At 40.2% G+C, this 24042-nt stretch carries 25 protein-coding genes; 19 read left to right on the top strand and 6 right to left on the bottom strand.

Translation table 11 applies throughout. The features are described 5' to 3' along the window. Positions 1-10: 10 nt before the first annotated feature. The 3 genes from MKX34_RS23360 (at position 11) to MKX34_RS23350 (ending at position 2093) form a co-directional block, all read left to right on the top strand. On the top strand, positions 11-766 hold the full coding sequence (locus MKX34_RS23360) for an amino acid ABC transporter ATP-binding protein (protein ID WP_076296286.1): 756 nt from the start codon (positions 11-13) through the stop codon (positions 764-766). Positions 767-785: 19 nt separating this feature from the next. Beyond that, positions 786-1661, top strand: coding sequence for a cysteine ABC transporter substrate-binding protein (locus MKX34_RS23355; protein WP_036683125.1), 876 nt, complete (start codon positions 786-788; stop codon positions 1659-1661). A gap of 120 nt (positions 1662-1781) precedes the next feature. After that, positions 1782-2093 carry a hypothetical protein gene (locus MKX34_RS23350; RefSeq protein WP_036683223.1) on the top strand — a complete coding sequence of 104 codons (312 nt, stop codon included), beginning with the start codon at positions 1782-1784 and terminating at the stop codon, positions 2091-2093. A gap of 83 nt (positions 2094-2176) precedes the next feature. Here MKX34_RS23350 and MKX34_RS23345 read toward each other — a convergent pair whose 3' ends face one another. Both MKX34_RS23345 and MKX34_RS23340 read right to left on the bottom strand, forming a co-directional pair. Further along, entirely contained in the window at positions 2177-2389 is a 213-nt protein-coding gene (locus tag MKX34_RS23345; RefSeq protein WP_038572647.1) for a hypothetical protein, read from the bottom strand. Between the two features lie 245 nt (positions 2390-2634). Further along, the gene (locus MKX34_RS23340) at positions 2635-4080 is read right to left on the bottom strand and encodes a hypothetical protein (protein ID WP_076296287.1); all 1446 of its coding nucleotides are present in this window, start codon (positions 4078-4080) and stop codon (positions 2635-2637) included. A gap of 54 nt (positions 4081-4134) precedes the next feature. Between MKX34_RS23340 and MKX34_RS23335 the strand changes: the two genes are divergently transcribed. The 3 genes from MKX34_RS23335 (at position 4135) to MKX34_RS23325 (ending at position 6193) form a co-directional block, all read left to right on the top strand. Continuing rightward, the gene (locus MKX34_RS23335; RefSeq protein ID WP_036683119.1) at positions 4135-4746 is read left to right on the top strand and encodes a DedA family protein; all 612 of its coding nucleotides are present in this window, start codon (positions 4135-4137) and stop codon (positions 4744-4746) included. Between the two features lie 149 nt (positions 4747-4895). Continuing rightward, on the top strand, positions 4896-5249 hold the full coding sequence (locus MKX34_RS23330) for a VOC family protein (protein ID WP_036683117.1): 354 nt from the start codon (positions 4896-4898) through the stop codon (positions 5247-5249). 242 nt (positions 5250-5491) lie between these two features. Beyond that, on the top strand, positions 5492-6193 hold the full coding sequence (locus MKX34_RS23325; protein WP_036683116.1) for a YetF domain-containing protein: 702 nt from the start codon (positions 5492-5494) through the stop codon (positions 6191-6193). A gap of 701 nt (positions 6194-6894) precedes the next feature. Here MKX34_RS23325 and MKX34_RS23320 read toward each other — a convergent pair. Next, positions 6895-7296 carry a VOC family protein gene (locus MKX34_RS23320; RefSeq protein WP_036683113.1) on the bottom strand — a complete coding sequence of 134 codons (402 nt, stop codon included), beginning with the start codon at positions 7294-7296 and terminating at the stop codon, positions 6895-6897. Positions 7297-7380: 84 nt separating this feature from the next. Beyond that, entirely contained in the window at positions 7381-8241 is an 861-nt protein-coding gene (locus tag MKX34_RS23315) for a LysR family transcriptional regulator (RefSeq protein ID WP_256717599.1), read from the bottom strand. Between the two features lie 183 nt (positions 8242-8424). Between MKX34_RS23315 and MKX34_RS23310 the strand changes: the two genes are divergently transcribed. Next, complete coding sequence (locus MKX34_RS23310) at positions 8425-9597, top strand: MFS transporter (protein ID WP_036683107.1); 1173 nt, start codon at positions 8425-8427, stop codon at positions 9595-9597. A 49-nt stretch (positions 9598-9646) separates the two neighbouring features. On the opposite strand, the gene MKX34_RS23305 is transcribed toward MKX34_RS23310, so the two are convergent. Continuing rightward, complete coding sequence (locus MKX34_RS23305; RefSeq protein WP_038572641.1) at positions 9647-10390, bottom strand: MerR family transcriptional regulator; 744 nt, start codon at positions 10388-10390, stop codon at positions 9647-9649. Between the two features lie 91 nt (positions 10391-10481). Between MKX34_RS23305 and MKX34_RS23300 the strand changes: the two genes are divergently transcribed. The 7 genes from MKX34_RS23300 to MKX34_RS23270 all read left to right on the top strand — a co-directional run bounded on the left by MKX34_RS23300 (position 10482) and on the right by MKX34_RS23270 (position 17477). Next, positions 10482-11183: a type II CAAX endopeptidase family protein gene (locus tag MKX34_RS23300; protein ID WP_036683103.1), complete on the top strand. Its 702-nt coding sequence runs from the start codon at positions 10482-10484 to the stop codon at positions 11181-11183. Between the two features lie 318 nt (positions 11184-11501). Beyond that, positions 11502-12425 carry a helix-turn-helix transcriptional regulator gene (locus MKX34_RS23295; protein WP_076104324.1) on the top strand — a complete coding sequence of 308 codons (924 nt, stop codon included), beginning with the start codon at positions 11502-11504 and terminating at the stop codon, positions 12423-12425. A 249-nt stretch (positions 12426-12674) separates the two neighbouring features. Continuing rightward, the gene (locus tag MKX34_RS23290) at positions 12675-13652 is read left to right on the top strand and encodes a phosphotransferase (RefSeq protein WP_038572637.1); all 978 of its coding nucleotides are present in this window, start codon (positions 12675-12677) and stop codon (positions 13650-13652) included. 625 nt (positions 13653-14277) lie between these two features. Further along, positions 14278-15096 (top strand): helix-turn-helix domain-containing protein, encoded by an 819-nt coding sequence (locus MKX34_RS23285; protein ID WP_076296290.1) that lies wholly within the window; start codon positions 14278-14280, stop codon positions 15094-15096. Between the two features lie 24 nt (positions 15097-15120). Then, positions 15121-16296, top strand: coding sequence for an MFS transporter (locus MKX34_RS23280; RefSeq protein WP_076296291.1), 1176 nt, complete (start codon positions 15121-15123; stop codon positions 16294-16296). A gap of 309 nt (positions 16297-16605) precedes the next feature. Further along, positions 16606-17064 (top strand): hypothetical protein, encoded by a 459-nt coding sequence (locus MKX34_RS23275; RefSeq protein WP_038572627.1) that lies wholly within the window; start codon positions 16606-16608, stop codon positions 17062-17064. 272 nt (positions 17065-17336) lie between these two features. After that, positions 17337-17477 carry a hypothetical protein gene (locus tag MKX34_RS23270; RefSeq protein WP_155288165.1) on the top strand — a complete coding sequence of 47 codons (141 nt, stop codon included), beginning with the start codon at positions 17337-17339 and terminating at the stop codon, positions 17475-17477. Between the two features lie 226 nt (positions 17478-17703). On the opposite strand, the gene MKX34_RS23265 is transcribed toward MKX34_RS23270, so the two are convergent. Continuing rightward, positions 17704-18162, bottom strand: a complete 459-nt coding sequence (locus MKX34_RS23265; RefSeq protein ID WP_076275068.1) for a hypothetical protein — start codon at positions 18160-18162, stop codon at positions 17704-17706. Positions 18163-19157: 995 nt separating this feature from the next. Here MKX34_RS23265 and MKX34_RS23260 point away from each other — a divergent pair. The 5 genes from MKX34_RS23260 (at position 19158) to MKX34_RS23240 (ending at position 23904) form a co-directional block, all read left to right on the top strand. Continuing rightward, complete coding sequence (locus MKX34_RS23260) at positions 19158-19682, top strand: GNAT family N-acetyltransferase (protein ID WP_076275070.1); 525 nt, start codon at positions 19158-19160, stop codon at positions 19680-19682. Positions 19683-19849: 167 nt separating this feature from the next. After that, positions 19850-20221, top strand: coding sequence for a hypothetical protein (locus MKX34_RS23255; RefSeq protein WP_076296292.1), 372 nt, complete (start codon positions 19850-19852; stop codon positions 20219-20221). A gap of 587 nt (positions 20222-20808) precedes the next feature. Then, complete coding sequence (locus tag MKX34_RS23250; protein WP_076104334.1) at positions 20809-21576, top strand: nucleotidyltransferase domain-containing protein; 768 nt, start codon at positions 20809-20811, stop codon at positions 21574-21576. A 286-nt stretch (positions 21577-21862) separates the two neighbouring features. Continuing rightward, entirely contained in the window at positions 21863-22645 is a 783-nt protein-coding gene (locus MKX34_RS23245; RefSeq protein WP_076296293.1) for an SDR family oxidoreductase, read from the top strand. A gap of 404 nt (positions 22646-23049) precedes the next feature. Then, positions 23050-23904 carry a hypothetical protein gene (locus MKX34_RS23240; RefSeq protein WP_038572623.1) on the top strand — a complete coding sequence of 285 codons (855 nt, stop codon included), beginning with the start codon at positions 23050-23052 and terminating at the stop codon, positions 23902-23904. The last annotated feature ends 138 nt before the right edge of the window (positions 23905-24042 follow it).

Below are 24042 nucleotides of genomic sequence, written 5' to 3'. Positions count from 1 at the left end.
AACGGTTGTAATGGCAGATTCCGGAGAACTCCTGCTGGAGGTTACACAATTACACAAATATTTTGGAGAGCGAAAGGTTCTGGACGGCATTGAATTGCAGGTGGCAAAAGGAGAAGTAATCGTTATTCTCGGTCCCTCTGGCTGTGGAAAAAGTACGTTCCTGCGTTGTCTTAACGGTTTGGAGCCGGTTCAGGAAGGGGCGATACAATATCGTGGGCAGAACCTTGCGGGGGCTGCTGTAGATTGGCGTGAAGTTAGGCAGCATATCGGAATGGTCTTTCAAAATTATGAGTTATTCCCGCATATGACGGTTATGGATAACATTCTTTTAGGTCCTCTGAAAGTACAAAAGAGAGAGCTCAAAGAAGCAACGCAGCAAGCGGAACAGCTCTTAGAGCGGGTTGGGCTGCTTGAGCGTAAACTTGACTATCCACGGCAGCTTTCCGGTGGACAAAAGCAGAGAATAGCTATAGTAAGAGCTTTATGTATGAATCCGGAGATTATGTTATTTGATGAAGTGACGGCATCCTTGGATCCGGAAATGGTTCGGGAAGTGCTTGATGTGATCTTAGGGCTTGCTCAGCAAGGAATGACGATGATCATCGTGACTCATGAAATGGGGTTTGCCAGATCGGTTGGGGATCGGATCGTGTTTGTGGATCAAGGCAAGATATGTGAGATCGCTGCCCCGCAACAATTTTTTACCCACCCTGCGACAGAACGTGCCCAGCATTTTCTGGATATATTTCAGTACGAAAAATTATAGAAATAGGAGAGGAAGAGAAATGAAGAAAAGTTTGAAATGGCTAACGATGCTGGTAGGTGTAAGTATATTATTGATGGGATTGGCTGCTTGCGGCAATAGTTCGGATAACAACGGAAACTCAGCATCTTCTAAATTCACTTCTATTGAACAGCTAAAGAAGAAAGGGAAGATTAAGATCGGCGTATTTGCAGACAAACCACCTTTTGGTTATGTGGACGCTGAGGGTAAAAACCAAGGGTTTGATGTGTATATTGCCAAACGGTTTGCCAAGGATCTGCTGGGGGATGAATCGAAGGTTGAATTTGTGTTAGTTGATGCTGCCAGCCGCGTGGCTTATCTTGAATCGGGTAAGGTTGATATCATTATGGCTAACTTTACGGTCACCGAGGAAAGAAAAGAAAAAGTGGACTTTGCAAATCCGTATATGAAATTGTCCTTTGGGATCGTATCCCCAGACAGTGCTCCAATCACTTCCATTGATCAATTAAAAGGGAACAAGCAAAAGCTCATTGTAGCTAAAGGTACGACAGCGGAAACCTATTTTACCAAAGAATATCCGGATATTGAATTGCTCAAATTCGATCAGTACACAGAGATTTTTGCAGCGCTTAAAGATGGTCGGGGGGCGGCAATTGCTAACGATAATACAGAACTCATTGCCTGGGCTAAATCGAATCCTGGATTTACGGTCAGCATTCCTGCTTTCGGGGGTCAGGATACAATTGCTCCAGCAGTGGCAAAGGGGAATAAGGAATTATTGGACTGGATTAATACAGAACTTGATACCCTTGGTAAAGAACAATTTATCCATCAAGCCTATAAAGAAACCTTAAATGAAATTTACGGTGAAGGATATACCGATGAGCTTGTTGTTGAAGGCGGGAAAATCCAGTAACAGATTAGGAATAACATTGCGGGGGCATCTGAGAAGATGCCTTTTCTGCTGATAGACTATTGCAATTTCTATAATGCCGAGTATAATACTGGGTATACACAGAATAAGGAGTCGGTGAAAATGTCTGTCGATGATTATCTGGATCTTCTAAACTACGCCAAAGCAATTAACGATGGACAGTGGCAAGCTGACATCATAGACCGTTTGAATAAGCTGAGTAAGGCTTCTCATGCTGAGACAACAGAACAAAGTGTGAACGAGCTGTGGATTCAATTCGACGATATAAATGCAATATTAATGGATTTATTTAATAAGCTGAGAGAAAGTGTGGATCCAGTAGAGCAGTATCGGTGGAAAGAGAAAATCTGGGAGTTAAAGCAGGAACGGATTAATCTATCGAAGAAGATTCAGAGTAGATATATCAGGATATAATTTAAGCCCACATTGTGATAAAAAAGAAAATAAAAAAAGGCATGCAGTTAGTCTGCTCTGCCAAACTTACGATGGTCTATAGGCTACTTAGACATTTGCATTCCTTCGCGCATCATTGTCATACACATAGTCATCATTTCATCGCAGTCCTGCATTTTTTTCATCATCATATCCATGTTCATATCCATCATGCCCATTTCAGACATTTTTTCCATGCCCATCTTCATACAGTTCATCTTAGACATCATATCATCCATACACATGTTCATCATCATTTCCATACACATCTTGTCCATTTTTAATTCCTCCCTTCTTTTAAATTACCTTTCTTCCATAAAATACTATACAATTTCGGAACAATCAACGCTAGATTTGATATTTTACTAACTTATTTTTCTTATTTGTCGTAATTATGTATATCCTTACCATGTGGATGTTATTAATCAGAATACTTAATTGCGGATCGGTGACTATTGGCTAGATTGCCTCAGGTCAGCGTTTTTTTGCGTTCTACAGAGTGAGGAATTAACGAGCCGGATCATCACTCTGGGATAAACGAGAAGACACTGCCATAGGTCCCTGTAAATATGGGCTGACCGAATTTTTGTGTCCATTCCTTGAGTAGCTTATATGAGACCTTTTTGCTCGTAATTACATAATCGGGATGATCGTAATTAACGATCTCGGGAAGGTATTCAGAGAATCCGTGCATCGAGCGTTCAAAAGCAGTCCAACCCAATACGCCAAGAGAATCTTTTGTCACGAAGGGATCTTGTCTGCCATCACATAACACATCTCCCCCTCGAAACATGACATAGCCGGATGAACCGTAGTGGGCGAGAACTTTGGGACGTGTACCTTCAGGTGTATGCTGCAGAATATAGTCCATTTCATCTACAGGATATTTTTTAGCGTCAATAACTGGTGGTACAAGGAACAGATAAGCAATGTTTAGCAGCAGACCAACTGCCAGTAACCCTCGTAATGTACTTTGTCGGACTAGAATACCTGTTTTGGTGAACTCAGGAAGCACATCAAAAAATACAGCCGCAAAATAGGGAATGAACAGCCACATAAACAGGTTTTGCTTGAAGTTTGATACACCGAGGTATAGAATCCCAAGCATAAGAAAAAAACGGAACGGTTTACGCTGGAGTGCAAAAGGAAGTGTGCAGGCAAAGAACATAAGCAACAGTAGAATGGGCAAATTATCCAAGCTATTGAACCGAATCGGCTGCCATTCATTAATCAGCAGGTTAAAGTTCTTTTTCGTTACTGTCAAAATAAACAAGAGGCTTTTTACGCCGCCTGGATTTAGAATGCCAACTAACCAGATGAGACCGAAGACTATAATTTTACGCTCATTCAGCGTTTTTTGGATCAATGATTCAAGCAAGGCCATCCCTGTAAATACAGCAATTACAAGCCATACTCCTGCATGGAAATTGGCAATGGCAATAGAAAGGGCAATCATCGCAGCGGCATAATTCTTTTGAGAACTCATTTGATATTCACGTAAATATACGAAAAACCAGACAATCATAAACGAAGAGATCATCTGTGGACGGCCTTTGAAATAATTATAATAAATCCAGCAAGAAATTAGCAGCACAAAAGGGAGCAGGAGAACATGGTCTTCCTGAAGTCCCAGTTCTTTGCGTGAAACCTTACCCAGCCGAAGCAATCCGAGCACTAAAAAGAACAAGCATACAGCGGTCAAAATATACACACCCGGCCATCCAAAAGCTGCATAAAGCGGGGCAACGAGCAGCTGGAATCCGAATTCATGAGGGACGTAGGGCAGCTTATCTCCGTAAAAAGTATGTATGGCATGATGTAGAACTTGTCCGTGCTCGATCATATATTGTCCTAGCTCTATATGCCAGAAGGTATCGGGATCATTGTAAGAAAATTTAGGGAACATCAGCAAGATAGCGGCTATAACGAATATGCCGTACAAAAGTTTGTGTATATTGAATTTCACCATTATTTTGTTTCCTTTCTTATATAATAGAAAATTTATGAAGCGGAGTGAACACTCATGCATCAACTATTTACGTGGATATCTGAATCCGCGCTTCACCTTGTCAATTCTATGGGCATTTGGGGTATATGGTTAGGGATGATTCTAGAGAGTGCCTGTATCCCCATTCCCAGTGAAGTGATTATGCTCAGCGGTGGCTGGCTGATTGCGCAAGGCTCGCTTACTTTTATGGAAGTTGCTGTTGCTGGGATATTCGGAAACCTACTGGGTTCCATCATTGCCTATTATATTGGTAAGGCTGGTGGACGCCGGTTATTAGAGAAATACGGAAAATATATTCTCCTGAATGAGCATCATCTGGAGCAATCGGAGCGTTGGTTCGAGCGTTATGGCGAGAGTACCGTATTTTTTACTCGTATGTTGCCCTTTATTCGTACTTTTATCTCACTGCCCGCAGGGATTGCTGGAATGAAAGCTTGGAGATTCATAACATTTACAGCACTCGGCTGTATCCCGTGGAACTTAGCTTTGATCTATCTGGGATACCGCTTAGGTGACAACTGGGGTATCGTGGAGCAATTTATTCGCCCAATCAGTTATACCATTTGCGGAATCGTGGTGCTTCTTGTGTTGAGATGGTTAGTACGGAGATTTCGTAACCAGACTTAATGCCAACTCTTCGGGTGTTTTCTGCTCGGTGAGCCTCGCAGCTTATTATGGATAAATTAAGGTTAGGAACGTCGATGCTAGAATTAACTGTTATATGTTGAATGTATTCTATATTCAAGATTAATCTACTTATGTCTGGGAGGTTTGAAATGAAGGTCAAACGAATCGTCGCCAATATAAACACGAAGGATATCACGGCAGCTAAATGCTTCTATGAGGATGTGCTCGGTCTTGATTTAATGATGGATCATGGTTGGATTAGAACTTATGGTTTAGACGAGGAGATGAGCATTCAGATTAGTTTTGCCTCACAGGGTGGCTCAGAAACGCCTACGCCTGATCTATCAATTGAAGTCGATGATGTCGATGCTACATTTGAAAGCATGAAGAAAGCTGGATTTCCGATAGAATATGGGCCTGTTGATGAGCCTTGGGGCGTTCGGCGATTCTATGTCCGCGACCCGTTTGGCAAACTTATTAATATCCTTGCACATAGACATTAGAAGAGTGGTCACGGCGTGCAGAAATCTTGATTGTTAAACTGTCGAATAGCGATAGCTAAATGATGACATAGGGGCAGCCGGTCAGGGGATCGGCTGCCTTTGTTCAACTAACGGGCAGTAGAGCGTAATGTCGCTGATACAAAAAACTAACATTACATAAAGTGTTGCTACGAATTGTATGTCTTGGGTAGAGATAGGGCAACCTAATTAATGGAAAATAAGATAACGGAGGAAAAGAGCGCGTGGATTTTTTTAAGAGCCAAGAGTCATTGTCGGCAATAGGGTGGATTTTACGCTCGATTGTCGGATTTGTATTCCTTATAATTGCTGCCAAAATGATGGGTCAGCGTTCAATATCGCAGCTTAGGTTTCTTGATTTCATCATCGCGTTGACGCTGGGAAATATTATTGCGCATCCACTGTCGGACGAGCAACTTGGCCTGAAGGGTTCCATGATTACGACTCTTTCGCTCGTGATCCTATACATAGTCGCGATCTGGCTCAGTTTAAAGATCCCACTGTTAAAACAATTTTTCGATCCTCCAGCGATTACTCTTATTCAGGAAGGGAAGCTTAATTACCGGAACCTATCGAAGGCAAAGTTACCTATTGATTTTTTGTATGCAGAGCTGAGAAAGTCGAGTGTAGAGGATATCTCGAAGGTTGCCTTTGCTTCATGGGAGCCAGGCGGTACTCTTTCTGTCTTCGTAAATACGGCTTATCAGCCTGTAACTCCGGCTGATCTGAAGTTGGCCACACAACCATTTAACCTGACCAAACCGATTATTGTGGATGGCCACATTGAACATGCACTGTTACGCGAAATCGGCAAAAACCGCGAATGGCTGGAAACGGTAATACAGCCCCACTTATTGAACAATGTCATCTTGGCAACCGTAGATAGTAAGCTTACAGTGCAGGTACATGTGGTTGAGGGTCCATAAAGGTATGTTTCCTCCGAAAGTGTAATCGCGTAGCCATGAAATTTGAATATATAATACGGTTCACCGTAATGCTTCCAAATACAAAGTACAGTTTGACCACAAAATGTATATCAGTATATAAAGCAAAAAACACTCCTGACAATGGAGTGTTTTTTGTTATTCAAATTTATTTGAGGTCCATGTAGCAATTCCATTCATTGGACATGCAACAACCAGCCAATTATCAAATTCTACTCCCACCTGCCAACATTCATACTTCTCATGAAAACCATTAACAAATAATATGCTTCCTGATTCCAAGTTTATAATTAAATGTGGAGTAACGTCTCCCAATTTTATATCTGTAATTTTTTCACGTCTCAGCTTTATTATTTGACTTTCATTACTAGGGTATTGAGAGGGAACTGAATCAAATATAGTCCACTTTGATTCAACGTTCAGGTACAGTTGACCAGCTAAATCATCGAACTCGTTCAGCGAAGTCCCTATTTTCTTTATTCATTCCGTTCCCAGCTCTTTTCATCAACGTATAAGCAAAATTTTCACACCATATCTTGGATTTGTCGGTGTTGGCTTTTCGCTTCAAATTTCACTCCTAAAAAACTCAATTACGACACAAAGGCAGCCAGTCAATGAAGCGGCTGCCTTTGTTTAGCTAACGGAAGGTTAGTTCAAATATGCAGGTGACCTGCGTTTTTATATTAGCGTTTTGGCATTTTGCTCTCATCCATATACAGCAGATTCCAGCGGTGACCGTCCAGGTCGGCAAATCCTGCGCCGTACATCCAGCCGTCAGTTTCACTTGGCTTGCCAAAGATGTTTCCTCCGGCAGACTCTGCTTTTTGGATAAAGGCATCTACTTCTTCTCTGCTTTCAGCACCAATGGAGAATATTACTTCAGCGCTATGGGAAGTATCTGCGGTCTTTGAACCTGTGAATTTCTCAAACGCCGCATCCGGAAACAGCAGAATTGTTGTTTGGCCTATAACAAGCTTGGCTCTCTCGTTACCAACACTCACCGCTTGGAATCCAATCTCATTGAAAAAGGCAGTTGACCTCTCAACATCTTTGACTGGCAGGTTAATCCAAATCTCCTGTGACATGGCTGTAGCCTCCTAATATATTTTCAACTATTCCTACTATACTCTACTTCTGGCAGCAGAAGCGATCTCTTTCGCAACTCACCTTTAATTGAAATACTCGATAGTTTTCTCAATAAATGCCTTGGCCGATTTTGTCAGAAAACGGTCGGAACGATGAATGATCTCAAAGTGACGATATGGCGGATCGTCTGTAATTCGGATGCAGTGTAGTGTTGGTTCATTCATCGCTTGGATCAGAGGATAAGGCAGCAATGTTCCTCCGACGTTGGCTTTAACCAAGCTAATAATGGAAGTTGCCGAACTGGTCTCCATGATCGTATTTAAGCTGAAGCCATATTTACGGCAATAGCCATCAACCAATTCTCTGCCTGTAAATCCTTCGGGGAACATTACAGTTTGGATATTACGCAGTTCCTGGATTCCAATTGTGCTTCGTTCAGCCCAATCATGTTTCTCGGAAACGACAAGTACATATTCTTCACTGCACAAAGGAATGCGTACAAGCCGGTCATCAGGAGCGGAAATGATCTCGATCCCGATGTCTACTTCATTATCCAGTACTTGATTCAAGACGTAGATCGAAGAGATAACCTTCAGCTGCACCTTAGGGAATCGCGTATGAAAATTCACGAATAATGGGGTAAGCCGATAGTCCAGATCGGAAGGGAGAACACCAATTACCAACCGCCCTCGTTGATCATTGCGTAATTCAGCTAACGCATCCTGGGTATTCTGTAAATGCCGAATCATCTGTACACAGTGCTCCAGAAAGAGATTTCCGGCCTGAGTCATCACAATCTTTTTGCCGACTCGGTCAAATAAGGGAACTCCGAGTTCATCCTCGAGCGCGCGTATTTGTTGACTCAACGTAGGCTGAGATATGCCAAGCTTCTCAGCTGCTCGTGTAAAATGAAGCTCCTCACACACAGCAATGAAGTTTTCCATCTGACGAATCTCCATATGAATGACCTCTAATCATTGGTTTTTGTAATCATTTTAATAGAAACTATAGTATTGTTCAATCATTCTAATGATTCTATACTTAATCGTGCACCATCCAAAGATCTGTTATTAACAAATAGGATCATGGGTGAATGCATCGATACTACTACCATGAGGTGATTCATAATGAAACTTTTTTATATCGTCTTGGCGCTTATTCTGGCTTCACTGAATTTACGGCCACCCATTACATCCATTTCTCCTCTAATGAGCACCATTCAGAATGATCTGGGTATAAGCGGGATTACCGCCAGTCTGTTAACCACACTTCCGGTATTATGTATGGGTATATTTGCTCCGTTCTCCGTACGATTAAGCAGAAGGTGGGGAAATGAGGGTGCAATTGTTCTGGCTTTAATCCTCATTGGGTTAGGTACGGGATTACGATGGTTTGTTGGTACAACTCCTTTGATGATGTTCACTTCTTTTCTGTCCGGTGTAGGGATTGCATTGGCAGGGCCGCTGTTGTCCAGCTTCATCAAGCAGTACTTCCCTGACCGAGTGGCATCCATGGTGGGTATTTACTCTACAGCGATGGTGATGGGGGCCAGCATTAGTGTGGGACTATCGGTTCCGCTACAGCATACGCTGGGTGGTTCGTGGAGAGGCTCGTTGGCTGTATGGGCATTACTCGCAGCCATTGCATTGCCGATATGGTTGAGATTAGCCTGGTCTGCGCACGCAGATCGACAATCCGGTAAAATCTCCAGTGTACTTAATGCACCACTTCCGGTGAACAACAAACGTGCCTGGGTGCTGACATTATTCTTCGGGCTGATGGCAGCGATCTTCTATTCATTGACCGCTTGGCTTGCACCAGCAATCCAAAGCCAGGGGTATAGTCAAGAGACGGCCGGCAAAATCCAAACTTTATTTACATTGATATCGCTGCCCTCTACGTTGTTCATTCCCATGCTTGTACATCGTTACCAAAGACGTGTATTCTGGCTTGTCGGGTGTGCATTATTGGAGTTGATGGGTGTCCTGATGCTGAACCTAACCGTTAGCCCCTGGCTCGCGGCGATTCCGCTCGGTATTGGAGCGGGTGGGCTGTTCCCGATTGCACTGATGTTGCCCATTGATGAAACAAGCAGTGCTCAAGAAGCCAGTAGCTGGTCCGCAATGACCCAATCTGGTGGCTACATTCTCGGAGCGCTTGGGCCGCTAGCCATTGGCTGGCTGCACGATGCAACAGGCAGCTTCGTTCAAGCATTTTATGGATTGGCTGTAATCATCGTGCTTCAGATTATCGTTCAAATGGCTATAGGAAATAAAAAAAAGTTCTCCAGCGAGTTATGATAAACCGCAACCTGGTGTATAAAGAAATCTATCAATATGATGAAATCTCCTATTTCTGTTCCGTCTCTTTTTCTAGAGCGTGAGCAATGCTAAGCTCCACAAAGTTCAGCGCTTCGTCGGAAACGGGATATAGTCCTGACTCTGATGTAGGGAGCTTCCTCACTTCCCAAAACTTCTCCATCAATTCCTCGTCTCCATTAAAGGTTTCGTGTGATAGCTTTATTAACTCACAGGCAATGGAATAACCTTCATCAGATTCAGGTGGAACAGATTGTTGTATGCACCACTCAATCCGGCGCAGCAAAGAGGCATATTGCTGAGTGGTCTGGTCATTACTGCTGAGATTGGGTAGTGCATTTTGTAGAAAGGTACTTTCGTCATCGTTGAAGTAATCGATCCATTGTTTAGAAATGGGTTGTACGTTCTGGACCAGATGAGAAACCCGATCCCAGGAGAGTGTACCTTCTAGATCAATCATGTTGATCAAAGAAGTAGTATTTGCAATACTGCCCTGAAGAGAAGCAAGCTGCTCCTGAAGATGATTATGATGTGCGATTAGAATATGACGAAAGGATAGCTTGTCCATTACATTTTGAATGTCTTCAAGCGGTAGTGATAGTGATTTAAGCAACGTTATCTTTTCGAGAGTGAATAAATCTTCTTCTGAATAATAACGGCGGCCGTTATCTTCCTTATAACTCGGTGTAAGTAGACCGATCTGATCGTAATAACGTAGGGTTCGAACCGAAATGTTCCGCTGTTTGGATATTTGTCCTGTTGTCCATCTATTCATGGTTCTTTTTCCTCCCAAAAATAATGCTTGCAGGTGACGTAACGTCACCTATTATCATTAAATTATATCACAGAGGATTGAGGGATTAAGGATGACCAGCACGGAAATGTGGAAGAAGATGGATCAGTGGACATGGCGTGAGTTTACTGCTTTACTTGCGCTTGAATTTGTATTCGTTATATTCGTTATCAAATATGCGGTACAGTCAATGTATGAGCAATGGTTGGGGAATACTCTTTATTCAGGGACTCTTACAGGGCTTACCATAGCAATTGTACTTTTGTTAGGGTTATATTTTATTGCTTTACGACCGAAGAAAATGCCTTGGACTGAGGTAGGAGTAAAGAGATTTTCTGCGAAAGATTGGTGGAGGATTGCGCTGTGGACACTTATTCTTATCGTATTCAGTGTGGTGACTCTCTATCTTACTAGTTTTCTTGGGAATACGGTGGACAATAGCAAAACAGAGAGTCTGAAGCAAAATGTCACTCTATTTACTATAATTATTGGTATTGTGTCGGCAGGGATCGTGTCACCATTTTATGAGGAGATATTTTACCGTGGATTTGTATATCGTTGGTTACGGACTCGTGTTAGTATGAGCTGGGCGATTGTGATTAGTTCGCTAATCTTTACGCTTGCACATTTTCCCACTATGAATGCCATGCCCGTGAATTTTATTAGTGGAGTTGTCCTTGCATGGACCTATGAACGTACGGGATCGGTCGTGCCTGGTATGATCGTTCACGGTGTGTTTAATACGATTGCCGTGTTGTTAACAGCGATGAGTTAGAGTGATGATTATATTATGTATAAACGATGAGCGCTGATGAGCCTCAGGGTTTCTGCATTAATTGGACGAGAGAGCAACATATTTAAGACTTCGGTACTGACCAAAGGCCTGGGTGTAATTCAACTAGTTGGTAGGATAATGGAAATGATTTGTAGAAAAAAACCTATAAATGAAAGTGACAAAAGTGGACAATTCTACCGGCAGTTGAATAAAGCGCCTGTGAAAATTCAACCACCGCTTGATAGGATTGCGTTTGAGGAAATGCTATGCTGTTTTCGACAGTGCGCACTGTACATTTTGTTTTATTGGAGGTATACAATGCTCGACTTGCGTAAAATTGGAGCTTATATTTCAAAGCTTCGCAAAGACCAGGATTTGACCCAATTAGAACTTGCCGACCAACTGAATGTAAGTCATCAAGCGGTATCGAAATGGGAACGGGGCGACTCGCTACCGGATATCGGAACGCTTCCGCAGTTTGCGAGGTTATTCGGCAAAACGGTAGACGACATTTTAAATGCAGGAGACAACGCAGAAAATCGGGAGCACCCGCACCTAGGAACGATCGTTGAGGAGATCGCAGAGAACAGGCCGGACCAAGTTGCAGAGATGGTCAATACCGGTGAGGTGGAGGTGGAAGAGCTTGTAGAAGTAGCGCCGTTTGTAAAAGCGAGTGCTCTGCATAAGGTTACAGAACGATTAGACAGCAGCGTCCTTAAGTTAGACGTGATCATGCGGCTGGCTCCGTTCCTTGGAACAGATACATTGGATGAACTGGTTCGTCAGGCAGAAGAGGGCGAAATTGTGTGGAATACCATTACTGGACTCGCTCCGTTCGTCAGCAGCGACACATTAAGCCGACTGGTAGATAAATCAATTGACGGTTCCTTAGAAGTGCACAATCTTGTTGGAATTGCCCCATTTCTTGAAAAAGAACATGTAGATCGGTTGGTACAACAAGCAGAAGAGGGTAGCTTGAGCTGGAATTCCGTTCAAGGGTTGGCACCCTTTATTAGCAGAGAAACGTTAAGCCGCTTGGTAGACCGGGTTGCAGATGGCACTATTGATGCGAACCAGATCATTAGCCTCGTACCTTTTCTGGACAGGGAAAATCTCGAGAAGTTAATTAGTGGAGTCGAAGCTGAACATCTTAGCCCAGATCTGCTGGCAAGCCTTGCTCCTTTCGTCGATCAAGGGACATTGAGCAGAATGGTGACAAACTTATTAAATAAAGTAAAGTAGACACGTATATCGGAGATTGGTGATGCATAGGCAATGGCGTTAAGCTAACATCATACGCTAGTTCAATAAACACGATAAAGGCAGCCCGTCAGTAAATGTGATCGGCTGCCTTTATTCAACTAACGGGCAAGTTACCTTAATAAACTAGGTGGTGGATAAAATATAAATATAAGAGTTCTCTCCCGAACTATTAGAAAAAGTCATGGTACGATGTCCTTATTCGGTTGTTTCAGGGGGAGTGAGGAGAACATGTTAAATACTCATGATGTTGCAATAGAAGCATTAACTTGTTATTCAATTACTTATCAATCAATAGATCATATTGGTCAAAATGCAAACACTATCTATAAAGTGACAGATGAAGAAAGTAACTGCTATAGTTTGCGGATACATCTATCAAAAAATGATTCGATGGAAAGGATTTGGTCTGAGGAAAAAGTCATTCATTCAGAAATGATTTGGCTGGAATCATTAATAAATGATACTGATTTGGTGTTACCGTCACCTATAAAAAATAACATTGGTGAATATGTTACTAAGATAGCTGACATGAACTGTACATTGGTAAAATGGGTAGAGGGTGAGCAAAAACAATTTGTTCCAACAGTCAATGATGCCGAGTACGTAGGCAAATTGATCGGAAAGCTTCATAAACAATCATCTATTTGGAAGGTTCCGCAATCATTTACTAGACCATCCTTTGATAATACAAGAATTTCACAATCATTAGAAAAGCTCAAACAGCTTGCTGACGGTGGTGAGCTCAATAAAAATGATGTGGCAATTCTGCAATTGGCAGGAGAGCGTGCAATTTTAATGATGAACGATATAGAAAGAACACCTAGCAACTGGGGGGTAATTCACGCAGACTTGATTCCAAGTAATTATGTGTTTCATAAACAAGAAGCTAGAGCCATTGATTTTGGAGCTTGCGGGTTCGGATATTATTTATTCGATTTAGGTTGGACACTTTCTTATATCCATCCAGTTTTCAGAAGCCAGTTGCTAGAATCATACGCAAAACAATTCGACCTGCCTCATAACTATGTTCAACAGTTAGAAGGATTCTTTGTGGCGGCCCAACTCGAAACAATGAATTTTTGGCTTGGGTTGCCTGATTCTAATGAGTGGTTGCCCAGTCATATTAGTAAATTAGCAAGTCGGGAATTTAAGTTATATGTAAATAAAGAAGAATTTCTCTTCAGTGGGACTCCTTACTGGGAGTAGTTTGTTTAATTAACGGGAAACGATGGCTCAAGAATCACGATCAGGCAGCTGCGTGGTCGGCTGCCTTTTGCTCGATCTTGATCGTATCGGACCGTATTGCAGCTATTCCAGCATATGAGTTCATATTGCGAAGGTTTCGGACTGTATAGCTCTTATTGCCCTTGATTTGCGCAGAAAAGAAGTACATTTGAGCGAATAGCTGCAACTGAGTCCGATAGTGTGGCAAAACGAGCTGAATTATGGAAATAAGAGCAACTGAGTCCGAACAGTTGGTGAAAAGAACGCCGCCTGCCAAATTTGCTCCTAAACGTGCTACCCAGTGCTTAAACTAGCCGTCTATAGCTCAAGCTATCTACACCGTGCGCGGAATTAGCTACCTATAGCCCAACCTAGCTACTCCGTGCGATAATTTAAGGATGGGCAAAGGTGAAAACGTTTATTGGCTTATTACGCACCAATTAAACATTGGAAAGAAGCATAATATAAACAAGAAGGCAGCCGATCAACACGATCAGCTGCTTTTGTTCATCTAAGAGTAATTTCTTAAATAAATAAAAGCATCCTTGACTTTCCCCTGCACGGGAAGCTGTATACTCACATTATGTTATAGATTGGAGATGATATTTTGTTCAAAATCAGTGCATTTTCTAGGCTAAGCAAGGTATCCTTAAAAACACTGCGTTATTACGACCAGATTGGCATACTTAGGCCGAAAAAAGTGGATCAGGATACGTGCTACCGTTACTATTCCGCAGATCAGCTTCTTGAGCTCAACCGAATTTTAATCTATAAGGAATTGGGTTTTACATTGCCCCAAATTAAACAGCTGCTTCAGGAAAATATTTCATTAGAAAATATTCAAGGCATGTTTAAGCTGAAAAGAAGCGAAATCCAGCATATCATCGATACGGAACAAGCTAAACTCGTCAGGATTGAGGAGCGTATGCAGCTTATAGAAAAAGAGGGGCAATTCGAAACGGGTCAAGAAATCAGAGTCAAAGCAGAGGGTGCTCAATTGTTTCTTTATCAGAAAGCATGCGGGAAAGAAGAGGACATTCCGGATTTGCTTCGTCAATTTGATCAGTTTATAACGACGGAAAATCGTCAATTAATTCAAGGTCCTCAGGTTGTTTTGTGGAAAGAAGTCGAAGGAAAAGAGGATGAGTTTGAGTTTGAAGTCGGGTATTTTTTAACCTGTGAGCTGCGATCATTCCCAGAACCGTTTCAGCTACGGACTCTTCCTCCTGAACCGATGATGGCCACAATGGCTTTTCATTCAAATACTAATTTTGATTGTGCGGCCTGTGTTCATTTAGCTAAATGGATTGAGAAAAACAACTATCAGATCAAGGAGAACGAACCGGGCAGGGAGTTATATTTACCGTTATCTCCAGAACGAGATGCACAATTCATAGAAATACAAATTCCCATTATAAATAGATAACTGAAGAAGGTGGAGTGGGGGAAATTGAAAAATAAACGGATCATTTATGTTCTGGCACTGGCTGTTTTTCTGATTGGAACCATTGAATATATTATTACGGGAGTTATTGAGATGATCGCTGTGGACTTGGGAGTATCTACTTCAGAAGTTGGATTATTGGTGACTGTGTTTGCCCTCTCCGCAGCCATTGTCGCTCCGGTTTTGATTGCATTAACGATCAATGCAGATCGCAAAAAACTACTAATGACCACCCTAGGTGTGTTTATTGCCAGCAACGGACTTATGTTTGTAGATCTTGCTTATGAGACAGTACTATGGATACGTATTATCCAAGGGACTAGCGGAGGAATCGCTACCGTTGTAGCCATGGCAATAGCGACCCGACTCGTTGAAAAAGAAAAAAGGGGCAATGCCATCGGTATCATTTTGATGGGGCTTAGCAGTTCGCTAGTGCTTGGTGTTCCTGTGGGCACATTTTTTAGTGAGATGTTTGGATGGAGAGTGCTATTTGTTTTAATAGGATTATTAAGTATTCTTCCATTACTTATCATCTATAAAAAGGTTCCGGCAATCAAAGAAGAGGAAAAGGTTACTCTCAGAATGCAGCTCTCTATTTTAAAAAATCCAACCATTCTGATGGCCTTGGTTATTACGTTATTTTATGTCGGCGGCTATTCTACACTGTTTACTTATATTACGCCTTTCTTGCAAGCAACCTCCTCTCTTTCCATGACCGAAATCAGCGGTGTTCTGTTCTTGGCGGGCATTTGCAGCTTTGTCGGATCCAGATTAGGCGGACAATTGGCAGATGCAAAAGGATCGAAATTTACCATTTGTCTCGGGCTCCTGTTACAAGGGGCGACTTTGCTTTTATTCGCTCTAGCCGGAGTGAATCTCTTGGTATTAATCTTGGTTTTAATGATTTTTATGTTAGCAACGTGGAGTATTTCCCCGGCCCAGCAACTATATCTGGTTACTCTGGCGCCTAGAAATCCGGACATTGCTCTTAGTGTAAATACTTCGTTCATCCAATTTGGCTTTGCACTGGGATCTGGATTAGGCGGGTTAGTTATCAGTCGTACATCTGTCCTATATTTGAATTGGCTGGGTTTTGCCGCTGTATGCATAGCTTTACTTCTTGCCATCTTACTATTTAAAAAAATGAGCAGTAGGACTAAAACTACTATGGCTATTAAATAAGAAATGGATCGAACTGCTGATGATTTCGAGAGCCGGGTGGATAGAATTAATTGCCTATCATGGTTTTCAAGGGCTATATGAAATTAATGAAAAAAGTGGTTGGTTTGACTGCGATAACCTCGAAGAATTTATTTTTGAAGTCGAATCACATGTCGATTCATTACCTTAACTTTACGCTAACGTGAAACGATAACTCAATAACGACACACAGGCAGTCGGTCAATGGATCGGCTGCCTATGTTCAACTAACGGGCAGGATACTTCCAATATGTGGTATTCTAAGGTATGGGATTTGAACAGGGGGGAGCCATGTTGACGGAAATAAAATATCCAGTTAAGAATCCATCAAGAATTGGAACTATTATAGGCATGATTGCTATTATATCGAGTCAATCTATTCTTGTATTGAGATTATGGAATCAGAGGGGGGTATTCTACGCTTCGTTAACTGTGGTTCTTTTGTGTTTAGTTTTATTGTTACTCGCATTGTACAGAACATTTTTTAAGAAACCAACGGAGTTATGCCTATCCAATGAGCAAATTTTATTAAATGGAAATATTATTAATTCAAAGGATATTAAAGTGATAATGACCAGGGGGTACTTTAAACCTGTTATTGGGATATTACCTTACAGGAGGAAGATCGTCCCATTGGATATGGCATTTAGGTATTTAAAGGATGAAGATAGAGGTATCTCGGATTTAAAGAGTTGGGCAAAAATGAACAATGTTAAGATGGTCAATAAATCGTTTCAAACGTGGATATAAGTGTATTCAAAAGCACTATTCGGCAGTTAAATGCGGTATTATATGGTACGATTATCCATAAGAGATGAGGTGCCTTTATCAAGAAGAAATATGCTTTTCTAATCGTTTCCATATTATTATTTGTGATGGCTTATACAAAACCAAGTAGTCAATATTATGATAATTACCTCCATAAGGTTCATGGTCTTAAATGTGACAGTTCCGAAAGCTCAAATTGCTTTCATACTATTAATGACTTGAAATCATCAAGTCTCACACATCAGATTATTTTTATGACAGCAGAAACAAAAATTTTTGGAGAGGCAGATAATAAAATACGAGTAGTAGGTATTTTCAATCATTTTTTTGTAATAGAAAATCGTCTTCATCCTAAATCAGATAATAACAATAATATCGAAGTTCCGTTAAGCTAACGGGCAGATTAACGTAGGAAAATAGATATGGACGTGACTGAAACGGAGCTTTTAAATATAGCTATATATATTGAACTTGAAAATATTTTATAAGGGAAGAGAGACGCAAATATAAAATATTGGGAATACGGATGTTAGTGGTTATGGATCTATCAATAATTAAGTAAAACATGAAAGCGAAGAAGGAGCCATTGTCGAAAAACAACGGCTCCTTCTTTATGACTTGCTATTTTGATGAACTTGTTGGAATATCAGCATCAGTCGGGTTTTCATTTGTTTCATTTATGAGTAACGAATTGGGATAAAATTTCGAAAATGTTGATTCATCTACTTTTAAAAAAAACTTGCCTTCAAAAATTAGTTGATTCGTATTAGGTCCGATTTGATCTAAATTTCTTGCTATCTCCGATTCCTTAAAGATACTTTGTTTATCTGCTCGCAAGAACATGCCATGAGGTGTATATAGTTGACTATAATACCCTTTTGCGATTTTTGATTCTACGGATTCTTTTACAGATTCTACGGATTCCACGTTATTTGTTGAAAAATTAGTGTTAACAGGATGTTCATCTGTCTTATTTACGGTTACCATTTCTGGATAGGTGTCTGCTTTTGAATTGGATATTAACACCACTCCTGAAATAATAGTCACTGCAAAGGCTATTAAGCCTATTTTTTTAAACATACTATCCCCAACCTTTCTTTACCAGTAAATATGTCCTACTTTAAAACATTATATTCACAAAAATGTTGAACGAATCGATAAGGTTCGTAAAGGAAAAGATCCCACTATAAAATGTTCTATTTTCCTAATTTTATAATAATACCTTTTAAAGTACATGTGAACATCATTTTACGATAATGTTAATTTCCTTATGCATTAAATCTCCAATTCTTCTCTATGTATTTCCGGTGGCATTTGGAAAGACATGCGTTAACCGAAATTGTAGACATTTTGGACAAATTATTTCCTGCCCTCAGCGGGTATTTTGGAACGCTTAACGCAAGCTGGGACTTCAGGGCCTTGAATTTGGTGTGTATCCTGGAGGAATCCGAAAACTTCCTGACGAACAAGAAGAACGGCTGAAGGAGACCATTGCCAAGCAAAGAACGGTGGATGCTAGATTCGAAGCGAAATGCACTTGGACGTTCGTGCATGGGTCCTTCGCGAGTTCGGCGAGAAATATACCCTAAAAGGAATCCCTAGAATGCTGAACGGCTTGGTTTTAGCTATACAAAAGCCACCTATACGCTGGTATGAGACAACAAGAGGAACAAAAACAATTCCGCGATGTCACTTTACCTGAGCTAAAGGAGAAACTGAACCAGCGAGAAATTGACCGTCTTTTATTTGAAAAAGAACCCTTTTTTTGAGCATTCAACTATCGGGAAACGATAGTTGAATAATACATTACATTGATAAGCAGGTGCTTCGGTATTCTGCTCTTTTTATTAAGCTAACAGGCAGGATAGTTCAATCGTTTCTCGAATTCTTTTTGAGATGGAGTAATTTACGAACTCCGTGAATATAACGTTATGCCTTCACTTATCTTTTTACATCACTTTAAGCCACTCGGTATCGTGTAATAAACGTTATACGACATACAAGCTAAAATATTTCGAAAATATATTGACAAGAAATTGAAATTTACATCTAAGCAAAGAAAAGGAGATTAATGTATGAGTATAAAATTTAGAAAAGTAAGTGATTTTAACCGTGGGTTAATCTTTGAATTGTTGACAGATGCTTATTTATTTGATTGCAGATATGAACAAAATTGTAGTTCAGATTGGCAGGAATTTGATAATTTCTTCTTTGATAATTTACAGATTGCAGATGAAAGTGGGTTTATTACTACATTAAACGATGAAGCAATTGGTTTTGTTTCATGGGACCCAAGAAATGTACCTGATTATGTGGAAATCGGACATAATTGTATTGCTACAAAACAAAAAAGCAATGGTTATGGTAAAATGCAACTCCAAGAAGCTGTTAATAGAATCATAAAAAATGATGTTAGGAAAATTGTTGTAACTACTAATATCGACTTTATACCTGCTCAAAAAATGTATGAGAGTGTTGGATTCAAAATACATCAAAAAAGAAAAGTTGAGGGTTTTGTTAGAAAACATATAGATTATGTATATTCTTTAGAAGGTAGGAACACACATAACACCATAATAACGCATCGGGACATTCGGTAAAATTCATTAAGCTAACGGGACACGATAGTTGAATAATACAAATTGATGAGCAGGAGCTAAGGTATCCTGCTTTTTTCATTGAACTAACGGGTAGTTTAGTTCTGATATGTGCTAATATAGTTTATGTAAGACCAATAAATTAACACGGGTCATCCCAGGTGATTTGTATGAGTTTAACCCACGAATTTTTTCTTCTTAACGTTGATTTTGATTTGAATAACAGATATGAATGGTACAGAAATAATCGGTATACATGGGCTGAGAAGTCTGTAGTATTAGATGAGACTATTCAATACATGACGGATTTTTTGAACTGGTTACCTTCATATAACCCTGAAACAAAAGTAAGTCACAAAGGGTTAAATTACTATGGCGTAACCGTTATTAATAAGCTTGGAGCAGAGAAGCTAATAAAGATATTAGATAAATGGCTTGAACTAATCGGAGAAGCCCCAGACACTTTTAGTTTAAGGGGAGATACTATTGGAAAGAAGAAGAGAATGAAGAGGGCTACTGGGAACAGACGAGAAATTGGTTGAAACGAGAAACAATGCAAAGTGAATTAGAAGTATTAATTGACTTGGCTGCCAAAGCTTCAGCCAATAACCAATTGATTATTCACTTCGGAATCTAAGTACAGCCGATGAAAGTAAAAAACTATGAGCTTATAGGCTGGTTAGAAACCAGCAGTGATTGATGTGATAATCGAAATTGATGGTTACTTTGAGAATGTACTGCTTAAAGGCAAAACATGTTCAATTATAGAATTAAGAAATATGTACATTATTGCCAAAAGTCATTGCACAAACATAAATGATATTTCAGCCATCTTTTGCAGACTATTTGAATTTGAATTAATTCATGAAGCATACAAAGAAGGGATTGGGATTGATTTCGTAATTGATACAGATACAGACCATGTTTATACACCAAGGTATTAAACTAACGGGAAACGTTAATTTAATAAAAACATGTAAGCAGCCGCTCAAACAACCGGCTGCTTTTTCATTAAAGCTAACGGGCAGGATAGTTGAATGATTTCGCGAATAACTTAAGTCATGACGAATTTACGAAGTTCGCAAAAAGGCGTTAGCCGAAAGAAGTTCTTAGTTTAGGAGGAGTCTATATGATATTAGAAAAAGTTATAAATAGAATTGAAATACAAAGTGAATATAAGGATTTTGTTGATAAGTATATAGATAATATACTTACCGAATTCAAAGGTAAGATTCATAGCATTTATATGTGTGGCTCGATTCCAAAAGGAACTGCTAAACCTTTTAAGTCAGATGCAGACTTTACTATTGTATGTGTAAATCCCAAAGATATTGATTACGAAAGATTGTCAAATATTAAAGACAGGCTTTTGGAAGAATATCCAATAGTAACTAAGATTGATACGATAATTTGCTCGATTGACGATGTATTAAGTAAACCAAATGAGTGGGGTTTTTGGGTAAAGATAATTTGTGTTTGCATATATGGTCATGACGTTGGTGAAAAAGTACCACCGATAATTATTTCTCCAGAGTTCATTTTAGACTTAAATACAGAGACCAAGGAGGAAATAGATCGTATACATAGTTTACTTTCTAATGCTAGTGATAACACAATGAAAACTAGATATATTAAAGGTTACTCTAAGAGATTAATTCGTGCATTATACTCTTTGGTTTTAGAAGATACAGGTGTATGGCAAGATGACATTATTAAGATGAAGAATGCCCTATTAAACTATTGTGAGATTGACTCCGCTTTAGTTGATTATCTGTATGCTTGTTACTTGGATAGTAATGTACTTGTTGAAGAGTTTCTGGGAATTGCAGATGAAGTATGTAGCTATTTTGAGAACGTCTTAAATGCAATGGCTGCTTCCAGAACTTCCTTCGGCTAACACCATATTGACGCTCCGGGTCACTCTGAGAAGCGAGTGACCACATCCAGCCCCCTAAGCCCGTCGGGACGTCACTGCGTTAGGTGTTTGGCAAGCCTCACAACTATAAGCAGCGACTCTAATTAAAACATATGACTATTGAGCTAACGGGAACTTTAGTTGAATAATACACGTTAATGAGCAGGCGCTACGGTAGCCTGCTGTTTTCATTGAAGTAACGGGCAGATTTGCACAATAGTCACCGCAGTTTAATGCAACTTCAAAATAAAAAGGAGAGAAAAGACCCATGAATACTACACTTGGCAGATTAACAGGTCGAATCGCAATAGTAACAGGTGCAAGTCGCAGCACAGGAATCGGTGCTGCAGTATGCAAAGAGTTGGCCTATCTAGGCGCTGATGTATTTTTTACACACTGGGTTAGTTACGATCAACAGATGCCCTGGGGTAGCAATAACGAGGAGCAAAAGCAACTTTGTGAGGAAATACGTTCCATGGGCGTTCGTTGCGAACACCTAATGATGGATCTTTCTGTACCTGAAAGCTTTGTGGATTTATTAAATAACGTTGAGCAGAAGCTGGGAGAACCTTCCATTCTTGTTAACAATGCTTGTTATTCGGTTAACGATGACTTAACCACGATTACCCCAGAGTCTTTGGATGCACACTACGCAATTAATGTTAGGGCGGTAACTATGCTTAGTGTGGAATTCGCTAGACGGTTTACGCAATCGGCAGGTGGTCGAGTTATTAATATGACATCGGGCCAATCACTAGGTCCCATGGCTGGGGAAATCTCTTATGCCACAACGAAAGGGGCAATAGATGCTTTCACACGAACTTTTGCAGCAGAGGTGGGACCGAAAGGCATCACCGTAAATGCGATAAATCCTGGACCCACAGACACCGGCTGGATGACTCCTGACCTACGACAGCAGTTATCTAAGCAATTTGTAACAGGTAGAGTAGGATTGCCTAAGGATGCAGCTCGTCTGGTTGCATTCTTAGCCAGCGATGATGGGGAGTGGATTACCGGCCAAGTTTTACATTCCACGGGTGGATTCAACTAACGGAGAACGATAGTTGAATAATACATTACTTTGATAAGCAGGTGCTTCGGTATCCTGCTCTTTTTATTAAGCTAACAGGCAGGATTGTTTAGAAAGTCCCTGATTGTATTTACCTATGCTTACTGTTAATCTAAACAATAGAGATGCAAACAAAGGAGCATAAACTTATCATGTGGAATACTCTGTAAAGATTAACAATTTGAAAGGATGCCTGAAATAGTGACTACACTATTTATTAGGTATGCTTTTCTTTAATCTTATAGGGTATGCAGGAAAAGGTGTATCATATACCCATCCTGCGGATACCTGATGGTATCCGCTTTTATTCGTGGGAAACAGCATAACAGCATCTCTATTGATTCCTACCTGTTTATCCTTCTACTAGCGAGTGGAGGAACTTTGTTATGCGATCGAAGTTAGTCTTGATTGAGGGAATTCCAGGATCTGGTAAAACAACAACTGCTCAGCAAGTTCATGAAATTCTTACGGAAGTGAACATTACATCCCAGCTTTTTTTAGAAGGAAATCTGGAACATCCTGCTGATTATGATGGAGTCGCTTTCTTTAAGAAAACCGAATGCGATGAATTATTGAATACCCATAAAAAGTTTAAAGATTTGTTGAGTAATCTAATGATTAAACAAGGTAACGATTACTTCCTGGAATATCGGAAAATAAAAAATGAAGTCTGGTCAAGTTTTCCAGATGAATTGCATCACGCAGTTTTTAAACATGATATTTATGAATTGCCGCTAGATCAAAATAGGAAACTGATAACAGAAAGATGGAAGAAGTTTGCGGATCGTGTTTTGTATGGCGCAGACACCTTTGTTTTTGATTGTTGTTTTATACAAAACCCTGTAACTATAGGCATGATTAAACATGGTGCGAAGAAGGAAGACGTTATAAGTTATGTTATTGAACTGGCAACAATTGTAGAGCGATTGAATCCATTGTTGATATATGTACAGCAGAATGATCTTGATCATTCTTTCAGAAAGGCTGTAAAGGAAAGACCTCAGGAATGGTCAGAGGGATTTATTGAATATTACACGAACCAAGGGTATGGAAAAGAACAAAATTATAAAGGGTTAGATGGAACACTGCAGGTTCTTAAAGCAAGAAGGGAACTGGAAGAAGAAATTTTTAACAGATTAAACATTACCAAGATAAAAGTTGATAACTCTTCTTATAATAAAAATGATTATAAGCAAGTTTTAGAGGGCATTTTATCAGAATATTATAAAACAACAAACTAATGAGAGAATGGATTCTAATGATTGCAGGCTGAAAAAGAGGCAATCTATAAAGCTTACGGGAAACGATAGCTGAGGAGCATTGCCATGACAATGCTCCTCTTTTATTTGTTAAAGTTACGGGCAGGATTGCTTCATCAA

The organism is Paenibacillus sp. FSL R5-0636 (assembly GCF_037974255.1).
Classification (GTDB): domain Bacteria; phylum Bacillota; class Bacilli; order Paenibacillales; family Paenibacillaceae; genus Paenibacillus_AQ; species Paenibacillus_AQ odorifer.
Note: the sequence above shows the minus strand (reverse complement) of the source record. Positions and strands in the feature narration are given on the sequence as shown.